This is a genomic window from Neisseria viridiae (assembly GCF_962747995.1).
GTDB lineage: Bacteria > Pseudomonadota > Gammaproteobacteria > Burkholderiales > Neisseriaceae > Neisseria > Neisseria viridiae.
The window spans coordinates 1-19,934 of the sequence record NZ_CAUJAJ010000004.1 but is presented as its reverse complement, the minus strand read 5'-3'; the positions used below and the strand labels follow the sequence as shown (position 1 = coordinate 19,934).

13 protein-coding genes and 4 pseudogenes are annotated in these 19,934 nt (G+C 47.3%); 4 read left to right on the top strand and 13 right to left on the bottom strand.

What is annotated here, in order from left to right; genetic code table 11:
* Window positions 1-14 precede the first annotated feature (14 nt).
* The 3 genes from Q9J79_RS03685 to rpoD all read left to right on the top strand — a co-directional run bounded on the left by Q9J79_RS03685 (window position 15) and on the right by rpoD (window position 4,028).
* Window positions 15-161, top strand: coding sequence for a hypothetical protein (locus Q9J79_RS03685; RefSeq protein WP_301911931.1), 147 nt, complete (start codon window positions 15-17; stop codon window positions 159-161).
* On the top strand, window positions 139-1,911 hold the full coding sequence (gene dnaG / locus Q9J79_RS03680) for a DNA primase (RefSeq protein WP_301911932.1): 1,773 nt from the start codon (window positions 139-141) through the stop codon (window positions 1,909-1,911). The genes Q9J79_RS03685 and dnaG overlap by 23 nt, the downstream gene beginning before the upstream one ends.
* Before the next feature lie 188 nt (window positions 1,912-2,099).
* A complete protein-coding gene (gene rpoD / locus Q9J79_RS03675; RefSeq protein ID WP_301911933.1) occupies window positions 2,100-4,028 on the top strand; it encodes an RNA polymerase sigma factor RpoD in 1,929 nt (642 codons plus the stop codon).
* Window positions 4,029-4,069: 41 nt separating this feature from the next.
* Here the strand turns inward: rpoD and cas4 (Q9J79_RS03670) are convergent.
* The 11 genes and pseudogenes from cas4 (Q9J79_RS03670) to cas3 all read right to left on the bottom strand — a co-directional run.
* Window positions 4,070-4,552: pseudogene (gene cas4 / locus Q9J79_RS03670) on the bottom strand (CRISPR-associated protein Cas4); the annotation flags it as partial.
* Window positions 4,534-4,884: pseudogene (gene cas1, locus Q9J79_RS03665) on the bottom strand (CRISPR-associated endonuclease Cas1); the annotation flags it as partial. The pseudogenes cas1 and cas4 (Q9J79_RS03670), both read right to left, overlap by 19 nt.
* Before the next feature lie 17 nt (window positions 4,885-4,901).
* On the bottom strand, window positions 4,902-5,801 hold the full coding sequence (locus tag Q9J79_RS03660) for a hypothetical protein (RefSeq protein WP_301911934.1): 900 nt from the start codon (window positions 5,799-5,801) through the stop codon (window positions 4,902-4,904).
* Between the two features lie 34 nt (window positions 5,802-5,835).
* Window positions 5,836-6,032 (bottom strand): annotated as a pseudogene (locus tag Q9J79_RS03655) (CRISPR-associated endonuclease Cas1); the annotation flags it as partial.
* A gap of 74 nt (window positions 6,033-6,106) precedes the next feature.
* The gene (locus Q9J79_RS03650) at window positions 6,107-7,591 is read right to left on the bottom strand and encodes an RNA-directed DNA polymerase (RefSeq protein WP_301911935.1); all 1,485 of its coding nucleotides are present in this window, start codon (window positions 7,589-7,591) and stop codon (window positions 6,107-6,109) included.
* A 49-nt stretch (window positions 7,592-7,640) separates the two neighbouring features.
* Window positions 7,641-8,294 carry a CRISPR-associated protein Cas4 gene (gene cas4 / locus Q9J79_RS03645; protein ID WP_301911936.1) on the bottom strand — a complete coding sequence of 218 codons (654 nt, stop codon included), beginning with the start codon at window positions 8,292-8,294 and terminating at the stop codon, window positions 7,641-7,643.
* 15 nt (window positions 8,295-8,309) lie between these two features.
* Window positions 8,310-9,176 carry a type I-C CRISPR-associated protein Cas7/Csd2 gene (gene cas7c / locus Q9J79_RS03640; RefSeq protein WP_301911937.1) on the bottom strand — a complete coding sequence of 289 codons (867 nt, stop codon included), beginning with the start codon at window positions 9,174-9,176 and terminating at the stop codon, window positions 8,310-8,312.
* 11 nt (window positions 9,177-9,187) lie between these two features.
* Entirely contained in the window at window positions 9,188-10,966 is a 1,779-nt protein-coding gene (gene cas8c, locus Q9J79_RS03635) for a type I-C CRISPR-associated protein Cas8c/Csd1 (RefSeq protein WP_301911938.1), read from the bottom strand.
* Entirely contained in the window at window positions 10,963-11,637 is a 675-nt protein-coding gene (gene cas5c / locus Q9J79_RS03630; RefSeq protein ID WP_301911939.1) for a type I-C CRISPR-associated protein Cas5c, read from the bottom strand. The genes cas8c and cas5c overlap by 4 nt, the downstream gene beginning before the upstream one ends.
* A 97-nt stretch (window positions 11,638-11,734) precedes the next feature.
* Window positions 11,735-13,564 carry a DUF262 domain-containing protein gene (locus Q9J79_RS03625; protein ID WP_107848843.1) on the bottom strand — a complete coding sequence of 610 codons (1,830 nt, stop codon included), beginning with the start codon at window positions 13,562-13,564 and terminating at the stop codon, window positions 11,735-11,737.
* Between the two features lie 79 nt (window positions 13,565-13,643).
* The gene (gene cas3 / locus Q9J79_RS03620; RefSeq protein ID WP_301911940.1) at window positions 13,644-15,929 is read right to left on the bottom strand and encodes a CRISPR-associated helicase Cas3'; all 2,286 of its coding nucleotides are present in this window, start codon (window positions 15,927-15,929) and stop codon (window positions 13,644-13,646) included.
* 181 nt (window positions 15,930-16,110) lie between these two features.
* Between cas3 and Q9J79_RS03615 the strand changes: the two are divergent.
* A pseudogene (locus Q9J79_RS03615) lies at window positions 16,111-16,222 on the top strand (IS5/IS1182 family transposase); the annotation flags it as partial.
* A gap of 117 nt (window positions 16,223-16,339) precedes the next feature.
* Here the strand turns inward: Q9J79_RS03615 and pyrG are convergent.
* Together pyrG and Q9J79_RS03605 are read right to left on the bottom strand one after the other, a co-directional pair.
* Window positions 16,340-17,974 (bottom strand): CTP synthase, encoded by a 1,635-nt coding sequence (gene pyrG, locus Q9J79_RS03610; RefSeq protein ID WP_301911941.1) that lies wholly within the window; start codon window positions 17,972-17,974, stop codon window positions 16,340-16,342.
* Between the two features lie 111 nt (window positions 17,975-18,085).
* On the bottom strand, window positions 18,086-19,756 hold the full coding sequence (locus Q9J79_RS03605) for an AMP-binding protein (RefSeq protein ID WP_301911942.1): 1,671 nt from the start codon (window positions 19,754-19,756) through the stop codon (window positions 18,086-18,088).
* Between the last annotated feature and the right edge of the window lie 178 nt (window positions 19,757-19,934).

The following is a 19,934-nucleotide window of genomic DNA, read 5'->3' as shown; positions in this document are numbered from 1 at the left end:
GCGTTTGAACGCAAATGCCGTCTGAACATCCGGTTTCAGACGGCATTTTGCCTGAACCGCCACATCCGACCGCCATTCTGAAAAATCCCGATTTCGTACCGTCCGTACCGAAAACAGACATCCCGTCCGCCCCACATCATGATTCCATCCGATTTCATTGACGAGCTTTTAGCCAAAACCGATATTGTCGATATTATCGACGAGCAGGTTCCGCTGAAGAAAAGCGGGGCGAACTATATGGCGTGTTGCCCGTTCCACAAGGAAAAAACGCCGTCGTTTTCGGTCAGTCCGACCAAACAGTTTTACCATTGTTTCAGTTGCGGGGCGCACGGTTCGGCGATTGGTTTTGTGATGGAGCATCAGGGGCTGTCGTTTCCGGAGGCGGTGCAGTTTCTTGCCGACCGCGTGGGTATGGTCGTGCCTAAAGTGCGCGGGCAAAACGATAATCCCGAAGTCCGTGCCGAACGCAAGAAAAAACAGCAGACGCTGGAAGAAACGACGGCAGCAGCAGCGGATTTTTACGCGCAACAGCTAAAATTCAATCCGGCGGCGAAGGCTTATTTGGACAAACGAGGCTTGAGTGCCGAAGTTATCGCGCATTATGGTTTGGGCTACGCGCCCGACGGCTGGCAGCCTTTGGCGCAAGTGTTCCAGCCGTACCCGAATACTGCGTTGGTGGATACGGGGATGGTGATTGACAATGAGGGACGGCATTACGACCGCTTCCGCCATCGGATTATGTTCCCCATCCGCAATCCGCGCGGACAGGTGATCGGTTTCGGCGGCAGGGTGCTGGACGACTCGAAGCCGAAATATTTAAATTCTCCCGATACACCTTTGTTCGATAAGGGGAAAAACCTTTACGGACTGTATGAAGGGCGTGCCGCAGTCAAAGAAGCAGGGCGGATTTTGGTGGTCGAAGGCTATATGGACGTGGTCGCGCTGGCGCAGTTCGGCGTGGGCTACGGCGTAGCGGCTTTGGGCACGGCAACGACGGCGGAACACGTCAAAATCCTGATGCGGCAGGCAGACAGTATTTATTTCTGTTTCGACGGCGACAGCGCAGGGCGCAAAGCGGCTTGGCGCGCGCTGGAAAATGCGTTGCCGCAGTTGAAAGACGACAAATCGCTGCATTTTTTGTTCCTGCCCGAGGAACACGACCCCGACAGCTACATCCGCGCCTACGGCAAGACGCAATTTGAAGACGCGCTGTTGAATCAAAGCAAGCCGCTGTCGGAATATTTCTGGGAACACCTTTCAGACGACCTCAATCTCAATACGCAGGAAGGCAAGGCGGAATTGGTGAAAACCAGTTCGCCGCTTTTGGCGCAAATCACCGCGCCGGCATTGGGTTATTTGTTGAAACAACGGCTTAGCGAGCTGGTCGGCATCGACCCCGACAATCTCGCGCAACTGCTGGGACAGGAAGCACCGAAACGGCACGTCAAACAAAAAAGCTACAAACTGCCTCCGATTTCCGTCAAACAGCCCGTTATGCCGACATTGGTGCAACGGCAAATCCGCAGCCTCTTGATAAATCCGGATTGGGCTGCATATATAGACCTGCCCGATTATTTGGCATTGGACGGCGATTTCGCCTGCCTTGCCAACCTCGCCGAAACCATTAAAAGCCATCCTTCCGTGCCGGCAACCGCGCAGATTTTGGAACATATGCGCGGTTCACCCTACGAAGAAACAATCAACCGCATCTTCCGGTCGGCCCTTCAATCGGAAGAAATGGAAGGCGGCGGCGAAGAAGATTGCGAAAACTTCCAAATCGGCATCAAAAAACTGCTCAATGAGTTAAAATACAGCCAAATCGAAGCATTGAAACAAAAAAGCCTGCAATCCGGCTTAAATGAAAGCGAGAAAAAACTTTTGCTGTCGCTGCTGACCGCAAAACAAAATTGACCGGCGGATTCCGCCACCCGTAAACCCGTTATGCCGTCTGAAAAGCATTCCCCCCCGGCTGCAACAACGACACCTGCAGAACACCCATCCCAAAAAGCCTTCAGACGGCATCAGAGTACCCTACTCTGCCACGCCTTCAGGTGCGTCCAAACGCAAACCGTCGGCATCTTGCCAACAGAAAGCAGACAATGTCCAAAAACCAAAATCACGAAGAATACCAAGACGATGCCCGCCCCCTGACGATTGAGGAACAACGCGCGCGCCTGCGCCAACTCATCATTATGGGCAAAGAACGCGGCTACATCACCTACTCCGAAATCAATGACGCACTGCCCGACGATATGTCCGATGCCGACCAAATCGACAACATCGTCAGTATGATTTCCGGTTTGGGCATCCAAGTTACCGAACACGCCCCCGATGCGGAAGACATATTGTTAAGCGACAATGCCGCCGTTACCGACGATGATGCCGTCGAAGAAGCCGAGGCCGCCCTTTCCAGCGCCGACTCCGAGTTCGGCAGGACGACCGACCCCGTCCGTATGTATATGCGCGAAATGGGACAGGTCGACCTGCTGACCCGCGAAGACGAAATCATCATCGCCAAAAAAATCGAAAACGCCCTGAAAAATATGGTTCAGGCCATCTCCGCCTGCCCGGGTTCCATTGCGGAAATCTTGGAACTCATCGAAAAAATCCGCAAAGACGAAATCCGCGTCGACGAAGTCGTAGAAGCCATTATCGACCCCAATGAAGTATTGCTCAACGAATTGGGCTTGGGGCACTTGGAAACCACAGCGCCCGAGAAACCTTCCAGCGACAACTCGGATGAAAACGAAGACGACGAAGAATCGGAAGAAGATGCGGATGAAATCTCGGCAGCCAATCTCGCCGAATTGAAACAAAAAGTTATCGGCCACTTTGCCCAAATCGAAAAAGACTACAAAAAAATGATCGGCCGTTTGGAAAAACACCACAGCCGGCACAAAGACTATCTCGCCTACCGCGACGCGATTGCCAACAAACTGCTGGAAGTCCGTTTCGCCACCCGGCAAATCGACAGCCTCAGAAGCAGCCTGCGCGGAAAAGTAGAAAACATCCGCAAACTCGAACGCGAAATCCGCGACATCTGCCTCGACCGCGTCCATATGGAACGCGACTACTTCATCCAAAACTTCCTGCCCGAAATCACCAATCTGCAATGGATTGAAGAAGAAATCGCCAAAGGCAGGGTTTGGAGCGACGCACTCGACCGTTTCCGCCACGCCATCCTCGAAAAACAAACCGAGTTGGCGGATATGGAAAAAGAAACCCGCATTTCCATCGAAGAGTTGAAAGAAATCAACAAAAATATGGTGTCGAGCGAAAAAGAAACCGCAGCCGCCAAGCAGGAAATGATTCAGGCAAACTTGCGCCTCGTGATTTCCATTGCCAAAAAATACACCAACCGGGGCTTGCAGTTCCTTGATTTGATTCAAGAAGGAAATATCGGTTTGATGAAGGCGGTCGATAAGTTCGAATACCGCCGGGGCTACAAATTCTCAACTTACGCAACCTGGTGGATCCGTCAGGCAATTACCCGCTCGATTGCCGATCAGGCGCGTACCATCCGCATTCCGGTACATATGATTGAAACCATCAACAAGATGAACCGCATCTCGCGCCAGCACCTGCAAGAAACCGGCGAAGAACCCGATTCTGCCAAACTTGCCGAACTGATGCAGATGCCCGAAGACAAAATCCGCAAAATCATGAAAATCGCCAAAGAGCCGATTTCCATGGAAACCCCCATCGGTGACGACGACGATTCGCACTTGGGCGACTTCATCGAGGATTCCAACAATGTTGCGCCGGCCGATGCGGCAATGTACACCAGCCTGCACGAAGTAACCAAAGAAATACTCGAAAGCCTGACCCCGCGTGAGGCAAAAGTCCTGCGTATGCGTTTCGGCATCGATATGAACACCGACCACACGCTGGAAGAAGTCGGCAGACAGTTTGACGTAACGCGCGAACGCATCCGCCAAATTGAAGCAAAGGCACTCCGCAAATTACGCCATCCGACAAGAAGCGACCGTTTGAGAAGTTTCTTGGATAGCGAAGACAGCAAACTGTAACCCTCAAAAAAACCGCAGGTTTCAAATACCTGCGGTTTTTCTTACACAATAAACAACGCTTCCACATATCCCACACTCCCATCCCGTTTCCCCAATAATACCGGCTGGCAAATCTCCACCAGCGAACAGGCTTTGCATCGTTTGCCGTAGTCGGGCGGCGGAGTTTGTCCGCTGTTTAAGAGTTCGCGCACGGCGGCGATGGTTGCGAGGGTTTGGGCGCGCAGGCCGTCTGAAAACACGACGGGGACGCGGTGTCGGGTTTGCATATACCACAGCACACCCTCAGAGACGGTTTGCCCCGTCATTTCTTCCAAGCACAAGCCTTGGGCGCAAAGCTGGATTTCATCCATCGGGTCGGGTTTGGGCTTTCCTCGTTTGTATTCCACGGGTTTCAGACGGCCTGTTTTCGTATCCACTTCCACCAAATCCAACACGCCGCTGATGCCCGGTTTTTCCGCCGAAACGTGTACCGTCCGCTCAAAGCGCACGCCCTTACGTGTTTCCAGCTCGCCCGAATCTTTGCCGCAATGATATTGTGCGCAATCGGCACGGGATTTTGCTCCGACACCCGATACTGCGCCCGACGCAGTAGCACATTGCCACTCTGCCGCCCCTGAAGCCGCCCCAAGAAACGTCCGTTTTCGGTAAAAAACGCCAAATTCACATTATTTTCACCGCAAAACCCCAGCAGAAACGGCGACACCAGCACATTCCCAAAACAGAAAATATGCCCAATGGAATGCACCGGCAACTGCGCCACCTTCTTACGCTCCTACTCCACCACCAACGTTTCCCGCTCCTTATGCAGATAGCTGCCTTGGGTGGTGATGTAGAGCGTGTTTTGCAGTTTGCGCATGGGGAAAACTCCTTATTTTATGTATCCAAAATCTCTAAATATGGTAGACCTTCAAGTATAAAATTAATATATTTCTTTGTATGATTTAAAGATGGAACATCTGAAAAAATAAAAACTTGTTTAGGTTTTTTCTGAATTACTAATTCATCTATTTTCTCTTTTGTGAATTTTTCATATGGCGAATCACAAATCAAAGATTTTGAAATAAAAAACGAAGGTCTAACACCACTCACTTCAACTGAAAGATCATGTAACTGAGAGTCAAATTTAATTTGATAATCACCACTTGATAGTTTATTTATCCACGCTTTTCCGTAATAAACTCTCCAACAATTTTGTTCCAGGCTTGACAAATCCTGACCATCAACTTTAATAAATGCGTCTTTCAAGAAGATTCTTTCTTGATATGGTCTTGGTAATGTTATTGGAAAGTTTTCATTATTTAAGAAAGATGAAACCAATACAGATAAAGTTTTAGTTTGATTAGTTGATACTTTATCTTTTTTTGAATCTGAAAGTTGGCAAGTTCGTGAAACATTGATTTCTTTAACCTCAGAAGCATTATCGCTATTTTGTTTTTTAGGTGTAGGTTCTGCCAGATTTACCAAAATCTCGCCTGAAGTGACATTTTCATAAAATCCATTTTTATCAATATCCTGAAACTTGGTACGTCTTTCCTCCTCTGCAAAAGGACAACCAAATTTATGATTTTCAACCGATTTAAAATAAGGTTCTACCTTTCTTTTGTATTTAGGTCGTTCTAAATTTGCACAAGTAACCGCAATACCACACTCCTGATGAGGACATTGAAAGTTTTTTTGACTGCCAATCAAACCTTTCTGATAAGCGATATCCGCTTCTTTCTCATTAATTTTTTTACCTAAATCTAAAGAATATGCTTGTAGTAAACTCATCATTTTTCTCCTTAAATAAAATATAATTAATGGTTAATACATTATTTTCACCGCACCCCTCCCCAACAAAAAAGGCGACACCAACACATTCCCAAAACAGAAAATATGCCCGATGGAATGCACCGGTAACTGGGCCACCTTCTTACGCTCCTGCTCCACCACCAGCGTCTCCCGCTCCTTATGCAGATAGCTGCCTTGGGTGGTGATATACAGAGTATTTTGCAGTTTGCGCATGGGGAAAACTCCTTGGGGTTCGATTCTGCTTTTATTGGAGGATTAGCTGAAAATTAGGTATCTGCATTTATTTGCTAATAATCAAAAAGGTCAATTTCATTATTAGGAATAATACTATCCAATTTATCAAATTCAGCTTGCAAGAAAATAGATGTGTTCTTCAATATATTTAATATATTCGGACTATTTACCCAGTCGTAATTCCACAAACTTATCTGACCATTCTTCAATTCACATATTTTTTCTGAAAATTTAAAATAACTTAAATTATCTTTCAACATCCTTTGCAGCCAAATTTGTGCAAATCCTGAGTTAGGCATTTTGCTTAATTTTGCATGAACTAATAAAGATATGTGCTTGCTATCGTCCAATTCTGAAAGTAACTTACTAATAATTGCGCAGCACACTGGTATTACCTTTGGATTATGGTATGCAATATCTGTTGCAATACTAATAAGTTGCTCTATATTACGCACTTTTCCTTTTTTATTTCTAATTCTCTCTATCTGTTTATCGAATTTATTCAATGCAGTATTTAAACTACCAGAATTAGCATGATTAATACTATGCTGTCTAATAAGCAAAAGTTGCTTTTGTAAACTGATTCGATTATTTTGAGGAATAGTTAACCAAGCCAGTTTGTCCTTTTTTATCGATTGAGTAATAACATCTTGGCTTCCTTTTGTTTTACTTGCATTTAGCTTAAATCCAAACGGCATCATAATGCCAGACAGTATTTTTAGAATTCTTTCACCATCATTATGATTACAAACAAAAATTCGATAATCATCACGATAACGTAAGATTTGATAATTCGTTATTTTTTGCTTCTTTAAGAAAGCACCTAGAATCCTGTCAATGTAACCCAATATAATTTCAGCGATAAAATCCATTAAAACAGAACCTTGTGGAATACCGTTTGTTTGCTGGTTTTGCGCATTTTGAATGCTTTTATCAATAAAGTTACCTAACAAACCATTTTTTCTATTTTCTTTAGCGATTTTCTTGCCTTCTACCGCCCATGCAATCGAATGCGTATATATTGAACCATAACAGTCTGCCACATCTGTATCAAAAACGTAGTCATACTCCAAGGAGAGCAAAATAGACTGCTGTTCTACTTGTTCCCACCAATTTGAAATTTGCTGAGCTTTGTCAGATTGTTTACTTTCTGATTGAACGGGTATGCTTAAGCATTTTATTTTTTCATTTTTACTAAATTTCTTAAATCTTGCTTGTAGCTTTTCCCAATTTTCCTGTTCGGTAATTTTATGTACCAATGCCACATATACTAAAGGATTTATAATCTGCAATGACCTCCATGATAATTTCCCATCTTTATTGGCATATAAAAGATAATTCACATCATCTAAATTCGTCATTTTCATTTTGTCTGAAAAATCTCCCAATGATTTCCCTGAATACTCATTAGATATTTTCTCTAATAATTCAGAGAATGAAAAATATTTAGGTAAATCAATGTTGCAATAGCTTTCATGTTTCAAAAAGAATTGCCTTGCTTCATTAGCGTTCAGTTCTAAAATGCTTTTTCGACTCATTTATTGTTTATCCCATCATAAAAGTACTTACACATCTATTGTTTATTTTTTAATTTTCCCCAAACAATCCCTCAACATACCCCACACTCCTATCCCGTTTCCCCAGCAACTCCGGTTGGCAAATCTCCACCAGCGAGCAGGCTTTGCAGCGTTTGCCGTAGTCGGGCGGCGGGGTTTGGCCGCTGTTTAGAAGTTCGCGCACGGCGGCGATGATGGAGAGCGTTTGGACGCGTAGGCCGTCTGAAAACACAACGGGAACGCGGTGGCAGGTTTGCATATACCACAGTGCGCCCTCGCTGACGGTTTGCCCCGTCATTTCTTCCAAGCACAAGCCTTGGGCGCAAAGCTGGATTTCGTCCATCGGGTCGGGTTTGGGCTTGCCGCGTTTGTATTCCACGGGTTTCAGACGACCTATTTTCGTGTCCACTTCCACCAAATCCAATACACCGCTGATACCCAGCTTCTCCGCCGACACATGCACCGTCCGCTCAAAGCGCACACCCTTGCGCGTTTCCGGCTCGCCCGAATCCACCCGCTCATGCAGCGCCTTGCCCTGCGCGGTCAAATAGTTCTCCGCCCACGCCTGCTCGTTATGGATCAACGCACATTGACGCGGGCAGAAGGCATAGTGTTGCAAGGCAGAAAGGGGAATCAGGCGCGTGTCCTGATTTTCCCCTTGGGTTTCGGTTAAAAGTGCGGTCATCTTTTTAAGTGTTTTTTAAAGTAACTCTTCCACACTCACGCCATTTAGGCCGTCTGAAACCACGCTGATTTTGTAATCTCCAAAACCGCTTGCCGGCGTACCTGATTCGCCGTTTACGCGTTCGACTTTCACGGCATCAAACAATTTATGTGCAGGCTGGCTGCCGAGTGCGCTGTCGTGTTTGAAAACAATCAGTTTGCGCGCCGCCATTTCGCCACGGGCGGCGGAGCGGTCGTGTTCAAACATCAGCGTCAGGGCTTGCCAGAGTTTGGCTAAATCGTCGTCTGAAAAACCGGTTTTGGTGGCAAGGTTGGAGGAGATAAAGCCATGCACGCGGTAGAGCGCGTAAGGGACGATGTATTTGCGCCCCATGGTGCGTTCTTTTTCCAAGTCTTTTTCGTTGGTTACCGCCATGCGGGTGATGGAAACTTCCAGCGGCACAATCGGGTCGATGGATTGGGCAAATGCCAGTTGTACCGGGCCGCGCACTTGTCCGCTATTGACTTCGGTGGTCATCACGGCGCCGAAGGTGCGGATGTCGAAGAAGTTTTTGCACATCCAAGCGGTAATGTCGCGGGCTTTGGCTTCGTCTTTGGGCAGTTTTTTGGCTTCCGATTCTATGCCAAGTGCTTCATAAGCGCGTTTGTTTTGCAGGTTTAACACGCTTTTTTCTTTGACGTAGATTTCGTAACCGGCTTCGTTTTCGCTGCTGATTTCGACAAAATTACGGATTTTGCGTTTCAGGCAGACATCGGTTACCAAACCTTTACTGGATTCGGGATCGAGGCGCGGCATATTGCCCGCATCGGGATCGCCATTGGGGTTGCCGTTAGTGACATCAAAAAAGTAAACAAATTCATAGCGGTTTTGAATGGCAGACATTTTCTGACTCCTTAGTTTTCAATAGTTTCAGCGGTTTCTTTTTTAGCAAAATAGCTTTGTTTTTGATGGTAATAGCCGATGGCGAAGCGGCCTTGCTCGTCAATGCTCAAATGGCGCGGAAAGGTTTCGGGCAGTTTGGCAATGATTTCGCCCAAATCTTTATCCAAATTCACCGCCATACCGGCTTTGTCTTTACGCAAACGCGACAAATGATGTTTTGCGCCCGACAAAAGGCGCGGAAAAACCGAAAACGGCACGGAGGAGGCAGAGCCGTAATAACGGTCGGCAATGCCGGCGTTTAATTCGCCCAACGCCTGATATTGAATGCGCTCCAACACGGCAAACAGCCGCCCTAAAAGATAGGCGCGATTCAGGCTTTCATTGTTCAAACTCATAGGAACTCCTTCTTCGATAAAACCTTTTCTAAAACATCGCTCTAATACGGCTTTCATCATTGCCACGCGCAGACCGTTCACGTCGCCGTCGGTGCGGATTCGGGTAATCAGTTGCGACAGTAAACTCATGGGATACGGCGTGCCGCAAATCACGGCGCGGGTCATTTCGCCTGCCAACACGGACGAGATGTTTTCGCTTTTGCCCAATACAGCAGTTTGCAACAAGAGTCGCCAAATCGACGGCAGCGTTTTCCATGCGCAAGGCTCAAGGGCTAAATCTTGCCAATGCTGCGCCAAATTTTCCGCCAGCTGCCCAAACGTAGTGTCCAGCCAAAACCGAACAGAAATCCGCGCAGCATTAGGGGCAAGCCCTAAGATATAAAAACGGGTATTGGGAGATAGTTCGGGCGCAATTTCTTGCAGCGGGCAACCTTTGCCGATTTGTTCTAATACATTAAAAATTTTGACGCTTTCTTGTTCGTCATTTGGCGGCATGAATACTTGCGCGAAGAAGCCTTCGGCAGCCTGCGCAGTTGCGTTATCATCAGCTTCCGCCCAAAAGACCGTGCTGGCATCGCCGATGGTCAGACAGTGATTATTTTCGCGGCGCAAGAGATAGTTCAGCGCAGTGGTGTAGGCAAAGGCGGATTGTTCGGAAACAGGCGCATTTGCGCCTTGCTCCTTGCCGAACGAGGCAAAGGCTTCTTTGTTAAACGAAATAATCGAACCGCCGGAGCTTTGCCCGCCAAACACGCCTTTAATCGCCGGATGCAGCCGTGCAATCGGGGCAGTGTCGCCGCTAATCAGGCACAAACTTTCAAGCGCTTCGTCGCTTTTTAGGCAGCCTGCCCACAAGGTTTGCGCGGCTTCGCGTTTATGGATAAGTGCGGTCGGTTTTTCAAGAGAAAATGCGATGTTGGCATCGAGCATTTCGGCAGGCAGATTTTCGGCGGCGAAATGTGCAGGCTGCCAGTTTTGCAGAAAACAGCACAAGGCTTGGAGGCCTTCATCGTCGCTGTTTTGCAGTAAATCGAGATGGTATTGCTTAAAGGCGTCAAAGGTTTTTTCAGACGGCGTAAACGGTTTTTCTTTTGCTTCGGCTTTGTTTTTATTGGCTTCCACGCCAAGCGCGTAGGCGGTTTTATCCCACAAAAAATTCGGTTTGATACCCGACGTGCGTTTTTCAGGGCGTGGCACGCTCATTAGCTTCGGCTGCGGCTTTTTATCGGCAGTCAGATTCGGCACAGCGGTTTTCAGACGACCTTCTTTATCCAACACCAAAATCCAGCCGATTTTCTCCTCGCTAAAGCCATAAGGCGGCACTTTCGGGCTGCCCATTTCATCGTTTTCCGCTGCCAAACGGCGGTAATAGCGGGCAAGGGACGCAAGAATCATGCTTTTACCTCCTCGGCGTAAAACGGCGGTACATCAATCATGCCGTCTTTCATTTGTGCGCGGAAAAAATGCGGCGTGTTGCCGTGGTCAAAATCAATGTCGTGCAGCATCCAGCCTAAATCTCGGGTTCCCTCGCTTTCCAATAATGCCGACGGCGGCAGCGGCTCGCCTTCGTCAATCAACGCAAAATCGGCAGGAAACTCACGCACGCCCAAACAAGGCTGCTGAAAGCATTGTCCTTTTTTCGCACGGCGTTTGAACATTTCAATATGCTTGGTAACGGTCTCATCCGCCCCCGCTTTTGCCGTCAGCACCGCATGGGCTTCAATCACATAAGCCACATCTTTAAGCACCGTCGCCGCGCACTGCTGGCGGTCATCTTCAATCAGCGTATATAAATCGGCAACACTCTTGCGTTTCATCGCGCCGCTGACCTTACCCGCCGAAATCTTACCGCCCAACTCATTGCGCCGCACCGACTCAAACCGAATCGGTTTCAACACATAAATGCGGTCTATCACCCACCGAATCGCCGGCTTCCAATGCACCGCCGCCAAAATCCCGCGCGCCGCCGACGGCGTGATAACATCATAAGACACCCGCTCCACCTTCATCTCCGGACGGGTAAAGCAGGCATAATCGCCCCAAACGTGTAGGCGGATTTGGTTCATTTGGTTCTCCTTTTGGTTGGGAAGTGCGGTTTCAGACGACGTTTTGAAACGTTAGCGAAAATGACCGCACTTTTGCTTATTGACCTAATCCTTTCTATTAAGCCCAAATCATTTTGGCAATTTTAAATAACAGCATATGGCGTTCTTCTAATGCATTTCGATCAAATTCATTAATTGCCTTTAATTCGTTTAATTCGTGTTCTTTCTTAAACCGTTCCAGATCAAGATTAGATTTGTAGAAATCCTCTCTCAATGTCTCATTCCAAAGCAAAGTGCCAGAATAAGTTTTTAATTTTTGTTGATAAACCTCATTGCTGCTAGAAATATTATCTTTTCCTTTTAATAACAAAATTCCACCTAATCTATTTCTTTCAACAAGAAAAGTATCTTCATCTTCAAAATGTTTTTGGCTTTCTTCATTTCGAGATAGGATGTGCTCGATATGAAAACCATTCTTAGCACCTGTTTTTGTAACCAAATCTTCATAAGTATGCCGCATTTTTACATTAAACTGCTCTGCAAGAAATCCTTCTACCCGAGCAAAGAAATAGCGTTTAAAGCGGGTATTTAAATTATCTCCTGTCGTTTTAAATAAGGAATAGATCATTGATTCTTCAGATGTTGTTTTATCTTTTAATGCGTCCTTCAGCTCTTTATCGAATGCAGAACGGATAATTTCGTTGTTATCAGCATTGCGAATGCTTGCTGCAATCCTATGTAATGCCTCTTGGAAGTCGTTACTTTCATAAACGCTCTGAAGTTGCAGTAAAGAAAACAGTCTGTCTGTTTCTAGTGCAATTTTTTTAATTTTCTCCTCTTCTTTCTCATCATTAATCTTACAGGCTGACAGCCCCAATAAAAATACACCATCAATGTCATTCAAGCGGTTAAACGCAAATCCACCTATTTCATCTTTTTTAAGATGAGTTGATAGTTTCACATATAAATCTGCATAATAAGTAAAATCGTTATCCAAGAAATCCATAACACCTTGTGGATTATGATCCAGTTTTAAATTTTGCTGAAACTCACTTGAAAACATTAATCGATGATAATCGCCGTCATAACGTTTAGCATCACTACGATTTTGACTAAAACGGGCTTTTAAATAAAAACGGAAAAAACGATCGGTCTCATCATCAGATAACTGATTAATTGCACGAGTTTTATCTTCCCAAAGTTGGTTATATTGCTTCTTATCCAAGATAATCTTATCAATTTGTCCAAGTAGCTTACCTTTGAGAATTTCGTAAGGCTTCAAACGTACTCCTCGGTCATTAATAACTTCAAATACCATAGGAACATCTGTCTGTTCTACAGATAAATTAATCAATACCAAGCGACGTAAAAAATAAAATATAAATGTTTCTAATTGATGTTTTCCATCTATATTTTGCTCTAGCCAAGATTTAACTACCTTATAGTTTTTAACCATATTTTCAGCAGTTAGTCCACTATTTGTTGGTGCTTCGTCAATCTGCTCTTCAAATAATGCCTCCAGCGTTAACAAATGAGCCTCATGTCTCATCCAAAAAGTTTTCTTATAGCCTGATTGACCGAATATTTTACTTTTTACCCAATCAGATAGCTCACTCTTATTAGCGATCGCCTTATGATACAAGTTTAATAAGATCAAAGTTAAAGTTGTTAATCGTTGCTGTCCATCTACAACATAAACCCTTCCATCTATGGTATTAGTTACATAAGTATTTAAGTAATACCACGGATATTTACTGTCAATAACTTGTTCATCAGGAGGCAAGCTACTATTCTGTTGGTAGACTTCATTAAATTTATAAAAAATATCATCTAACAACCTTTTTACTGGTTCTTGTGTCCATTTATATTCACGTTGATAAAAATCAATGTAATATTGAGTATTACTAAAAACTTTATCTATATTTTGTTTATCAGGGGAAATATCCATAATTTTTTCCTTTGGTTAAGTTAATAAATATCTAAAATAAGAGTAGTAATACATCTACCCATCTCAGCACTTAGTTTACTCAAAAAACTAAATTCTCAGTTTTGATAAAAGCATTATCCTCCCAACTCAATCCCGCCACTTCATCATACAAATCCAGCCCAATCAGCGTATAAAACTGTTTACCGAAGTTTTTCTCGTTAATTGGTTCAATACGTCCTGCTTTATATAAAGCGGCAAGGGCTTTTTCGGGGATTTGGACGGTATAGGGTTGCAGTTTGCGTAGCAGCCCGCCGATGTGGTCGGCGTGGTGCAGGCTGCTAATGAGGTTTTCGGCATCGACATCGAACGGAATAATCAGCGGCTGCATGTGGCTTTCGATCATGCGGAATTTGTCGGCGATGGTTTGGAATGGGAAATCGAGGCTTTGCCCTGTATCGTTGTGCATTTTCAGAATTTTTTTATTGTCCAGTTCGCTGCCTTTTAATTGATAAAGCTCGGCGAAATAGGCGGCGACGGCTCGGGTGGATAAGAGGTCGTCTGAAAAGCTGTCGGCGGTCAGGCGCATAACGGCGGCTTGGGTGGCAAGTTCAGGCGGGGCTTTCCATTTGTCTTCGGGTGCGAATATCCAGACAAAGCTGTTTTCAGATGGCCTTTTGCCTTCGCGGTTGCAGCGTCCGGCGGCTTGCGCAACGCTGTCTAAACCTGCTTCGGCGCGCATCACCAGCGGAAAATCCACATCAACGCCGGCTTCGATTAAGGAGGTGGCGATAACGCGGCAGGATTTGCCGTTTTCCAGACGGCCTCGGATCTCATCAAGCTTTTGACTGCGGTGTTTGGCGCACATTAAGGTGGTCAGGTGGAACGTGCCCTCAAGGTGTTTGGCTTGGTCGTACAGGCTGCGGGCGTGGCGGCGGTTGTTGACGATGACGAGCATTTGCGGGTGTTCGCCAAGTTTAGCGAGCAGGTCGGCGTCGGTTTGTGTGCCGATGTGCTGCACGGTGGTGCGGCGCAGTTTGTCGAAAAGTGCGGTCGGTTTTGGGGCTATTTCGCGCACGTTTTCAAAGCCGCGATAGAAGCCGTTTTCGGCTTGCACGGCAGGCTGGGTGGCGGTGCACATGACGACAGAGCAATGATAGTTTTGAGCCAATTCCTTGATGGCTTGCATGATGGGCAGCAAAAGATTGAGCGGCAGCATTTGCGCTTCGTCGAGAATGATGACGGAGCCTGCGATGTTGTGCAGCTTGCGGCAGCGCGAGGAGCGGTCGGCAAAGAGGGATTCGAAGAATTGCACGGCGGTGGTCACGACAATCGGCGCGTCCCAGTTTTCCGAGGCGAGGCGCAATTTGTCTTTGGTAGCCTCACCTTGCAGTTTGCCGTCGTCGAAAGTGCTGTGGTGTTCCAACACAGCTTGTTCGCCCAATTCGCCAAAGGCTTTGCGAAACTCGGCGGCATTTTGTTCGATGATGCTGGTAAACGGAATGACGTAAATCACGCGTCGTATACCATGCCGTTTGGCGTGTTCCAGCGCGAATGCCATGGAAGTGAAGGTTTTGCCGCCGCCGGTCGGCACAGTGAGCGTAAACAGCCCTTGCGTTTGTGCTGCTTGTTCTACGGCATGATCGAGAATTTCACTACGCAGGCGATTTAAGGCAGCATTGCGTTTTTCGGCTTCAGTTTGCTCTGAAGCTTGGGCGATACGTCGTCTGAAAGCGTTGATAAATTGATTGAAATTGTGTTGTAAGGCGTTTAAATCGGGATAACCGCCGCGCTCGACGGCTTCGTTTTCTAGGTTTGAATAAAAGGCTTCGGTGTCGAGATAATCGGCATCTACCAAGCAGGAATAGAGCATTCGGGTGAAGAAGGCGTAGGAGAAAAAAGGATGATGCGCGTCGGCTTTGAGTGGCGGTGCGGATAGGGTTTCCGGGAGCTTGATTTCTTGCAGCCATACGCTATCGAGTTCCGGAATATCTTTGCCGAATTGCAACACCAAACGCTGTTTCAAGGTATTGCGGTTATCACCCTCGCCCGCACCGTTCGCCAACCCGGCATGATGCCCCGCAATGCAAAACGCCATCAGCTTGCCGATAACATCTCCCCAACGCTCGACAGCAATCTTAGCTCCGGCGGTAGAATGGTCGACAGACCTGCTCCCGCCATTTAATCTAGCCTGAAATTCAAGCGAGTATTTTCCTAAATCGTGTAGTTGGCCGGTGTGATAAGCAATGTCTTGCGCGCCGAAAACTTGAGCAAAATTTGCAGCCGAATTACCGACATTTTGGGCGTGGGATTGAAGGGTTTGCCAGCGTTCGTAAGGCAAAAGGTTGCAGAATTGGTCTTGGGCGGAATGAGCATAATAAACCTTCATCTAAACTCCTTATTTTTACAATTAAATTTTGATATTCCAAATATATCGACTCCAAACCATCATCCCCATCAAACTAAGCAAAACTGATGTTTTAAAGCTATTTCCTGTCAAAACCAGACTTGCACGACTATAAAAACAATAATCTTGAGTTTCACGCCCTGCTTAACAATATTCAGTTGGTAAATATAGTGGATTAAATTTAAAATCAGGACAAGGCGACGAAGCCGCAGACAGTACAAATAGTACGGCAAGGCGAGGCAACGCCGTACTGGTTTAAATTTAATCCACTATATTAGATAAAACCATAAAAATTAAATTGATGGCTTTTATAATCCCCGACTTGCGAAAATGCCGTCTGAAAGTCTTTGTCAGGCTTTCAGACGGCATTTTGATCATCAAGTAACGCTTTATCAGGCTTTTTTATTGTTCAACGCGGCTTTGACAAACGCGGTAAATAAAGGATGCCCTTTGCGCGGGTTGGAAGTGAATTCGGGATGGAACTGGCAGGCGAAGAACCAAGGGTGGTTCGGCAGCTCGATGGTTTCGACCAAGCGTTCGCGTCCGGCAGATACGCCGCCGATGACCAAGCCTGCTTGTTCCAGCGTAGGAACGTAGTTGTTGTTGACTTCGTAGCGGTGGCGGTGGCGTTCGCGGATATGTTCGCTGCCGTAGATTTTGGCGGCGAGGCTGCCTGCTTTCAATTCGACTTCTTGCGCGCCCAAACGCATGGTGCCGCCCAAATCGGCGGATTCGTCGCGGGTTTCGACGCTGCCGTCGGCGGTTTGCCATTCGTCAATCAGGGCAACGACGGGGGCGGCGCATTTGAGGTCAAACTCGGTGGAGTTCGCGCCTTTCAAGCCTGCCACGTCGCGGGCGTATTCGATCAGCGCAATCTGCATACCGAGGCAGATGCCCAAATATGGCACGTTGTTTTCGCGGGCGTAGCGCACGGCGGCAATTTTGCCTTCCACTCCGCGCGAACCGAAACCGCCGGGAACGAGGATGGCATCCATATCTTTGAGCATGGAAACGTCGCCGTTGTTTTTCTCGATGCTTTCGCTGTCAACAAAAGTGATTTGTACGTCGGTTTCAGTGTGGACGCCTGCGTGTTTCAAGGCTTCAATCAATGATTTGTAGGACTCGGTCAAATCGACGTATTTGCCGACCATGGCGATTTTGACGGTGTGTTTCGGGTTTTGGATGGCGTGGACGATTTTTTTCCACGCGGTCAAATCCGCCTGCTGCACATTAAGCTGCAACTGCTCGGTAATGATGTTATCGATGCCTTGGTCGTGCAGCATTTCGGGGCATTCGTAGATGCTGTCCACATCGTAGCTGCCGACAATCGCGCGCTCTTCCACGTTGCAGAACAAGGCGATTTTGCGGCGTTCGTCCGCAGGCATTTTCCTGTCCATGCGGCAAATCAGGATGTCGGGCTGCAAACCGATGCTCAACATTTCTTTAACGGTGTGCTGGGTCGGCTTGGTTTTAATTTCACCTGCGGCTGCGATGTAGGGGACGTAGCTCAAATGGGCGAACAGGGTGTTGTTGCGTCCCAACTGGCTGCGCATCTGGCGGATGGCTTCCAAAAACGGCAGCGATTCGATGTCGCCGACCGTGCCGCCGATTTCGACAATAGCCACATCGTAACCCGCCGCGCCTTCATGGATGCGGCGTTTGATTTCGTCGGTAATGTGCGGAATGACTTGAACCGTGCCGCCCAAATAGTCGCCCCGTCGTTCTTTGGCGATGACGTTTTCGTACACCTGCCCCGTACTGAAGCTGTTGCGGCGGGTCATTGTAGAATCGATGAAACGTTCGTAGTGTCCCAAGTCGAGGTCGGTTTCCGCGCCGTCGTCGGTTACGAACACTTCGCCGTGTTGGAACGGGCTCATCGTGCCGGGATCGACGTTGATATAAGGATCGAGCTTGAGCATGGTAACGTTCAAGCCGCGCGATTCGAGGATGGCGGCAATAGAAGCGGCGGCGATACCTTTACCCAGTGAGGAGACAACTCCGCCGGTTACGAAAATGAATTTGGTCATGATGGAATACCCATGTTGGAATGTGCGATTTTAACTTGAAGCGCGCGGTTCTGGCAAACGGACGGATGCCGTCTGAACGGTGGACGGCTGTTTTCAGACGGCATCTTTTCTTTATTTCCCAGTACTTTGGCGCAACTCGCGGCGCAGGATTTTGCCGACGTTGGACTTGGGCAACTCGTCGCGGAATTCGATATTTTTCGGTACTTTATATGCGGTTAATTCGGTACGGCAAAAGGCGATAAGTTCTTCTTTGGTCAATGACGGGTCTTTTTTGACGACAAATACTTTTAGGGCTTCCCCGGTTTTTTCGTCGGGTACGCCGATACAGGCGACTTCCATCACTTTGCCGTGATGCGCGATGACTTCCTCGATTTCGTTCGGATAAACATTGAATCCGGAAACGACGACGAGGTCTTTTTTGCGATCGACCAGCTTCAACCAGCCTTTTTCGTCCATCACGGCAATATCGCCGGTTTCCAAAAAGCCGCGCGCGTCTATGGCTTTAGCGGTTTCTTCGGGGCGGTTCCAGTAGCCTTGCATCACTTGAGGGCCTTTTACCCACAATTCGCCCGGCTGCCCGACGGGAACTTCTTTGCCGTTTGCGTCGCGCAATTCTACTTCGGTGGACGAGACGGGCAAACCGATGCTGCCGCTGTATGATTCGATGTTTAAGGGGTTGCAGCACACGCCAGGGCTGGCTTCGGTCAAACCGTAGGCTTCGACGATGGGCGTACCGGTGATTTTTTTCCATTTTTCGGCAACGGCTTTTTGGGTCGCCATACCGCCGCCCAAAGTCAGCCGCAATCCTGAAAAATCGACTTCGGCAAAATCAGGCCGGTTGACCATCGCGTTAAACAGCGTGTTCACGCCGATAAATACGTTAACCTGCTGTTTTTTCAGTTCGCCGATAAAGCCTTTCATATCGCGCGGGTTGGTAATCAGGATGATTTTCGAGCCGGCATTGGCAAAAATCATCAGATTCACGGTTAAGGCGAAAATATGGTACAGCGGCAAGGCGGCGATAACGGTTTCTTTGCCCTCTCGCAATTGGTTTTTAATCCATTCTTTTGCCTGAAGCATATTGGCGCAGATGTTGCCGTGGCTCAACACCGCGCCTTTGGCAACGCCTGTCGTGCCGCCCGTGTATTGCAACAGCGCGGTATCTTCGCGGCTTAATGCGACCGCTTGGAAAACGTGCTTCGCCCCCTCTTTCAATGCCGTCTGAAAGGAAACGGTTTCCCGAATACGGTATTCGGGCACCATTTTCTTGATTTTCCGGATGACGAAATTCATCAGCGAACCTTTAAGCAGTCCGAACATTTCGCCGACGGAGGCAACGATGACGTGTTTGATCTGCGTGCGTGGCAGCACCAGCTCCAACGTGTTGGCGAAATTTTCCAAAACGATGATGGCGGTCGCGCCGCTGTCTTTCAACTGATGCTCCAACTCGCGCGGCGTATAGAGCGGATTGGTGTTTACCGCCACCAAACCTGCCTGCAAAATGCCGAAAAGGGCTATCGGGTATTGCAATACGTTCGGCATCATAATGGCAACACGTTCGCCGCGCGGCAGCTTGAGGACGTTTTGCAGATAAGAGGCGAAATCGGTCGCCAGTTTGCCGGTTTCGGCATAAGTAAGCGTTTTGCCCATATTTTGAAAAGCGGGCAGCCTGGCAAATTTTTCCACGCTTTGGCGGAATACATCGCTGATGGAATTGTATTGCGTAATGTCGATTTCGGCATTCACGCCCTGTTCATAACTGTCTAACCAGATTTTTTCCATAGGTATCGGTCTTTCAATAGTTTCATTTTCCAGCGACATAGGCCGTTGCCCCTATAAATACTGAGATGGCAAAGGAAATATGCCTTCACTTTCTGGATAATTTTCCATATTACTAGACAGCCAGAGTTCAAAGATTTTGTAATCGTCAAAGAAACCAAATATATACCCTCGCTTTAGT

Bases quoted from the DNA above. Each gene is read 5' to 3' on its own strand.
- cas8c (WP_301911938.1), bottom strand. From the start codon at position 10,966: ATGATTCTTGCGTCCCTTGCCCGCTATTACCGCCGTTTGGCAGCGGAA.
- Q9J79_RS03650 (WP_301911935.1), bottom strand. From the start codon at position 7,591: ATGAGTCGAAAAAGCATTTTAGAACTGAACGCTAATGAAGCAAGGCAA.
- Q9J79_RS03685 (WP_301911931.1), top strand. From the start codon at position 15: ATGCCGTCTGAACATCCGGTTTCAGACGGCATTTTGCCTGAACCGCCA.
- cas5c (WP_301911939.1), bottom strand. From the start codon at position 11,637: ATGAACCAAATCCGCCTACACGTTTGGGGCGATTATGCCTGCTTTACC.
- dnaG (WP_301911932.1), top strand. From the start codon at position 139: ATGATTCCATCCGATTTCATTGACGAGCTTTTAGCCAAAACCGATATT.
- cas4 (WP_301911936.1), bottom strand. From the start codon at position 8,294: ATGACCGCACTTTTAACCGAAACCCAAGGGGAAAATCAGGACACGCGC.
- rpoD (WP_301911933.1), top strand. From the start codon at position 2,100: ATGTCCAAAAACCAAAATCACGAAGAATACCAAGACGATGCCCGCCCC.
- Q9J79_RS03660 (WP_301911934.1), bottom strand. From the start codon at position 5,801: ATGATGAGTTTACTACAAGCATATTCTTTAGATTTAGGTAAAAAAATT.
- Q9J79_RS03605 (WP_301911942.1), bottom strand. From the start codon at position 19,756: ATGGAAAAAATCTGGTTAGACAGTTATGAACAGGGCGTGAATGCCGAA.
- cas7c (WP_301911937.1), bottom strand. From the start codon at position 9,176: ATGTCTGCCATTCAAAACCGCTATGAATTTGTTTACTTTTTTGATGTC.
- pyrG (WP_301911941.1), bottom strand. From the start codon at position 17,974: ATGACCAAATTCATTTTCGTAACCGGCGGAGTTGTCTCCTCACTGGGT.
- cas3 (WP_301911940.1), bottom strand. From the start codon at position 15,929: ATGAAGGTTTATTATGCTCATTCCGCCCAAGACCAATTCTGCAACCTT.
- Q9J79_RS03625 (WP_107848843.1), bottom strand. From the start codon at position 13,564: ATGGATATTTCCCCTGATAAACAAAATATAGATAAAGTTTTTAGTAAT.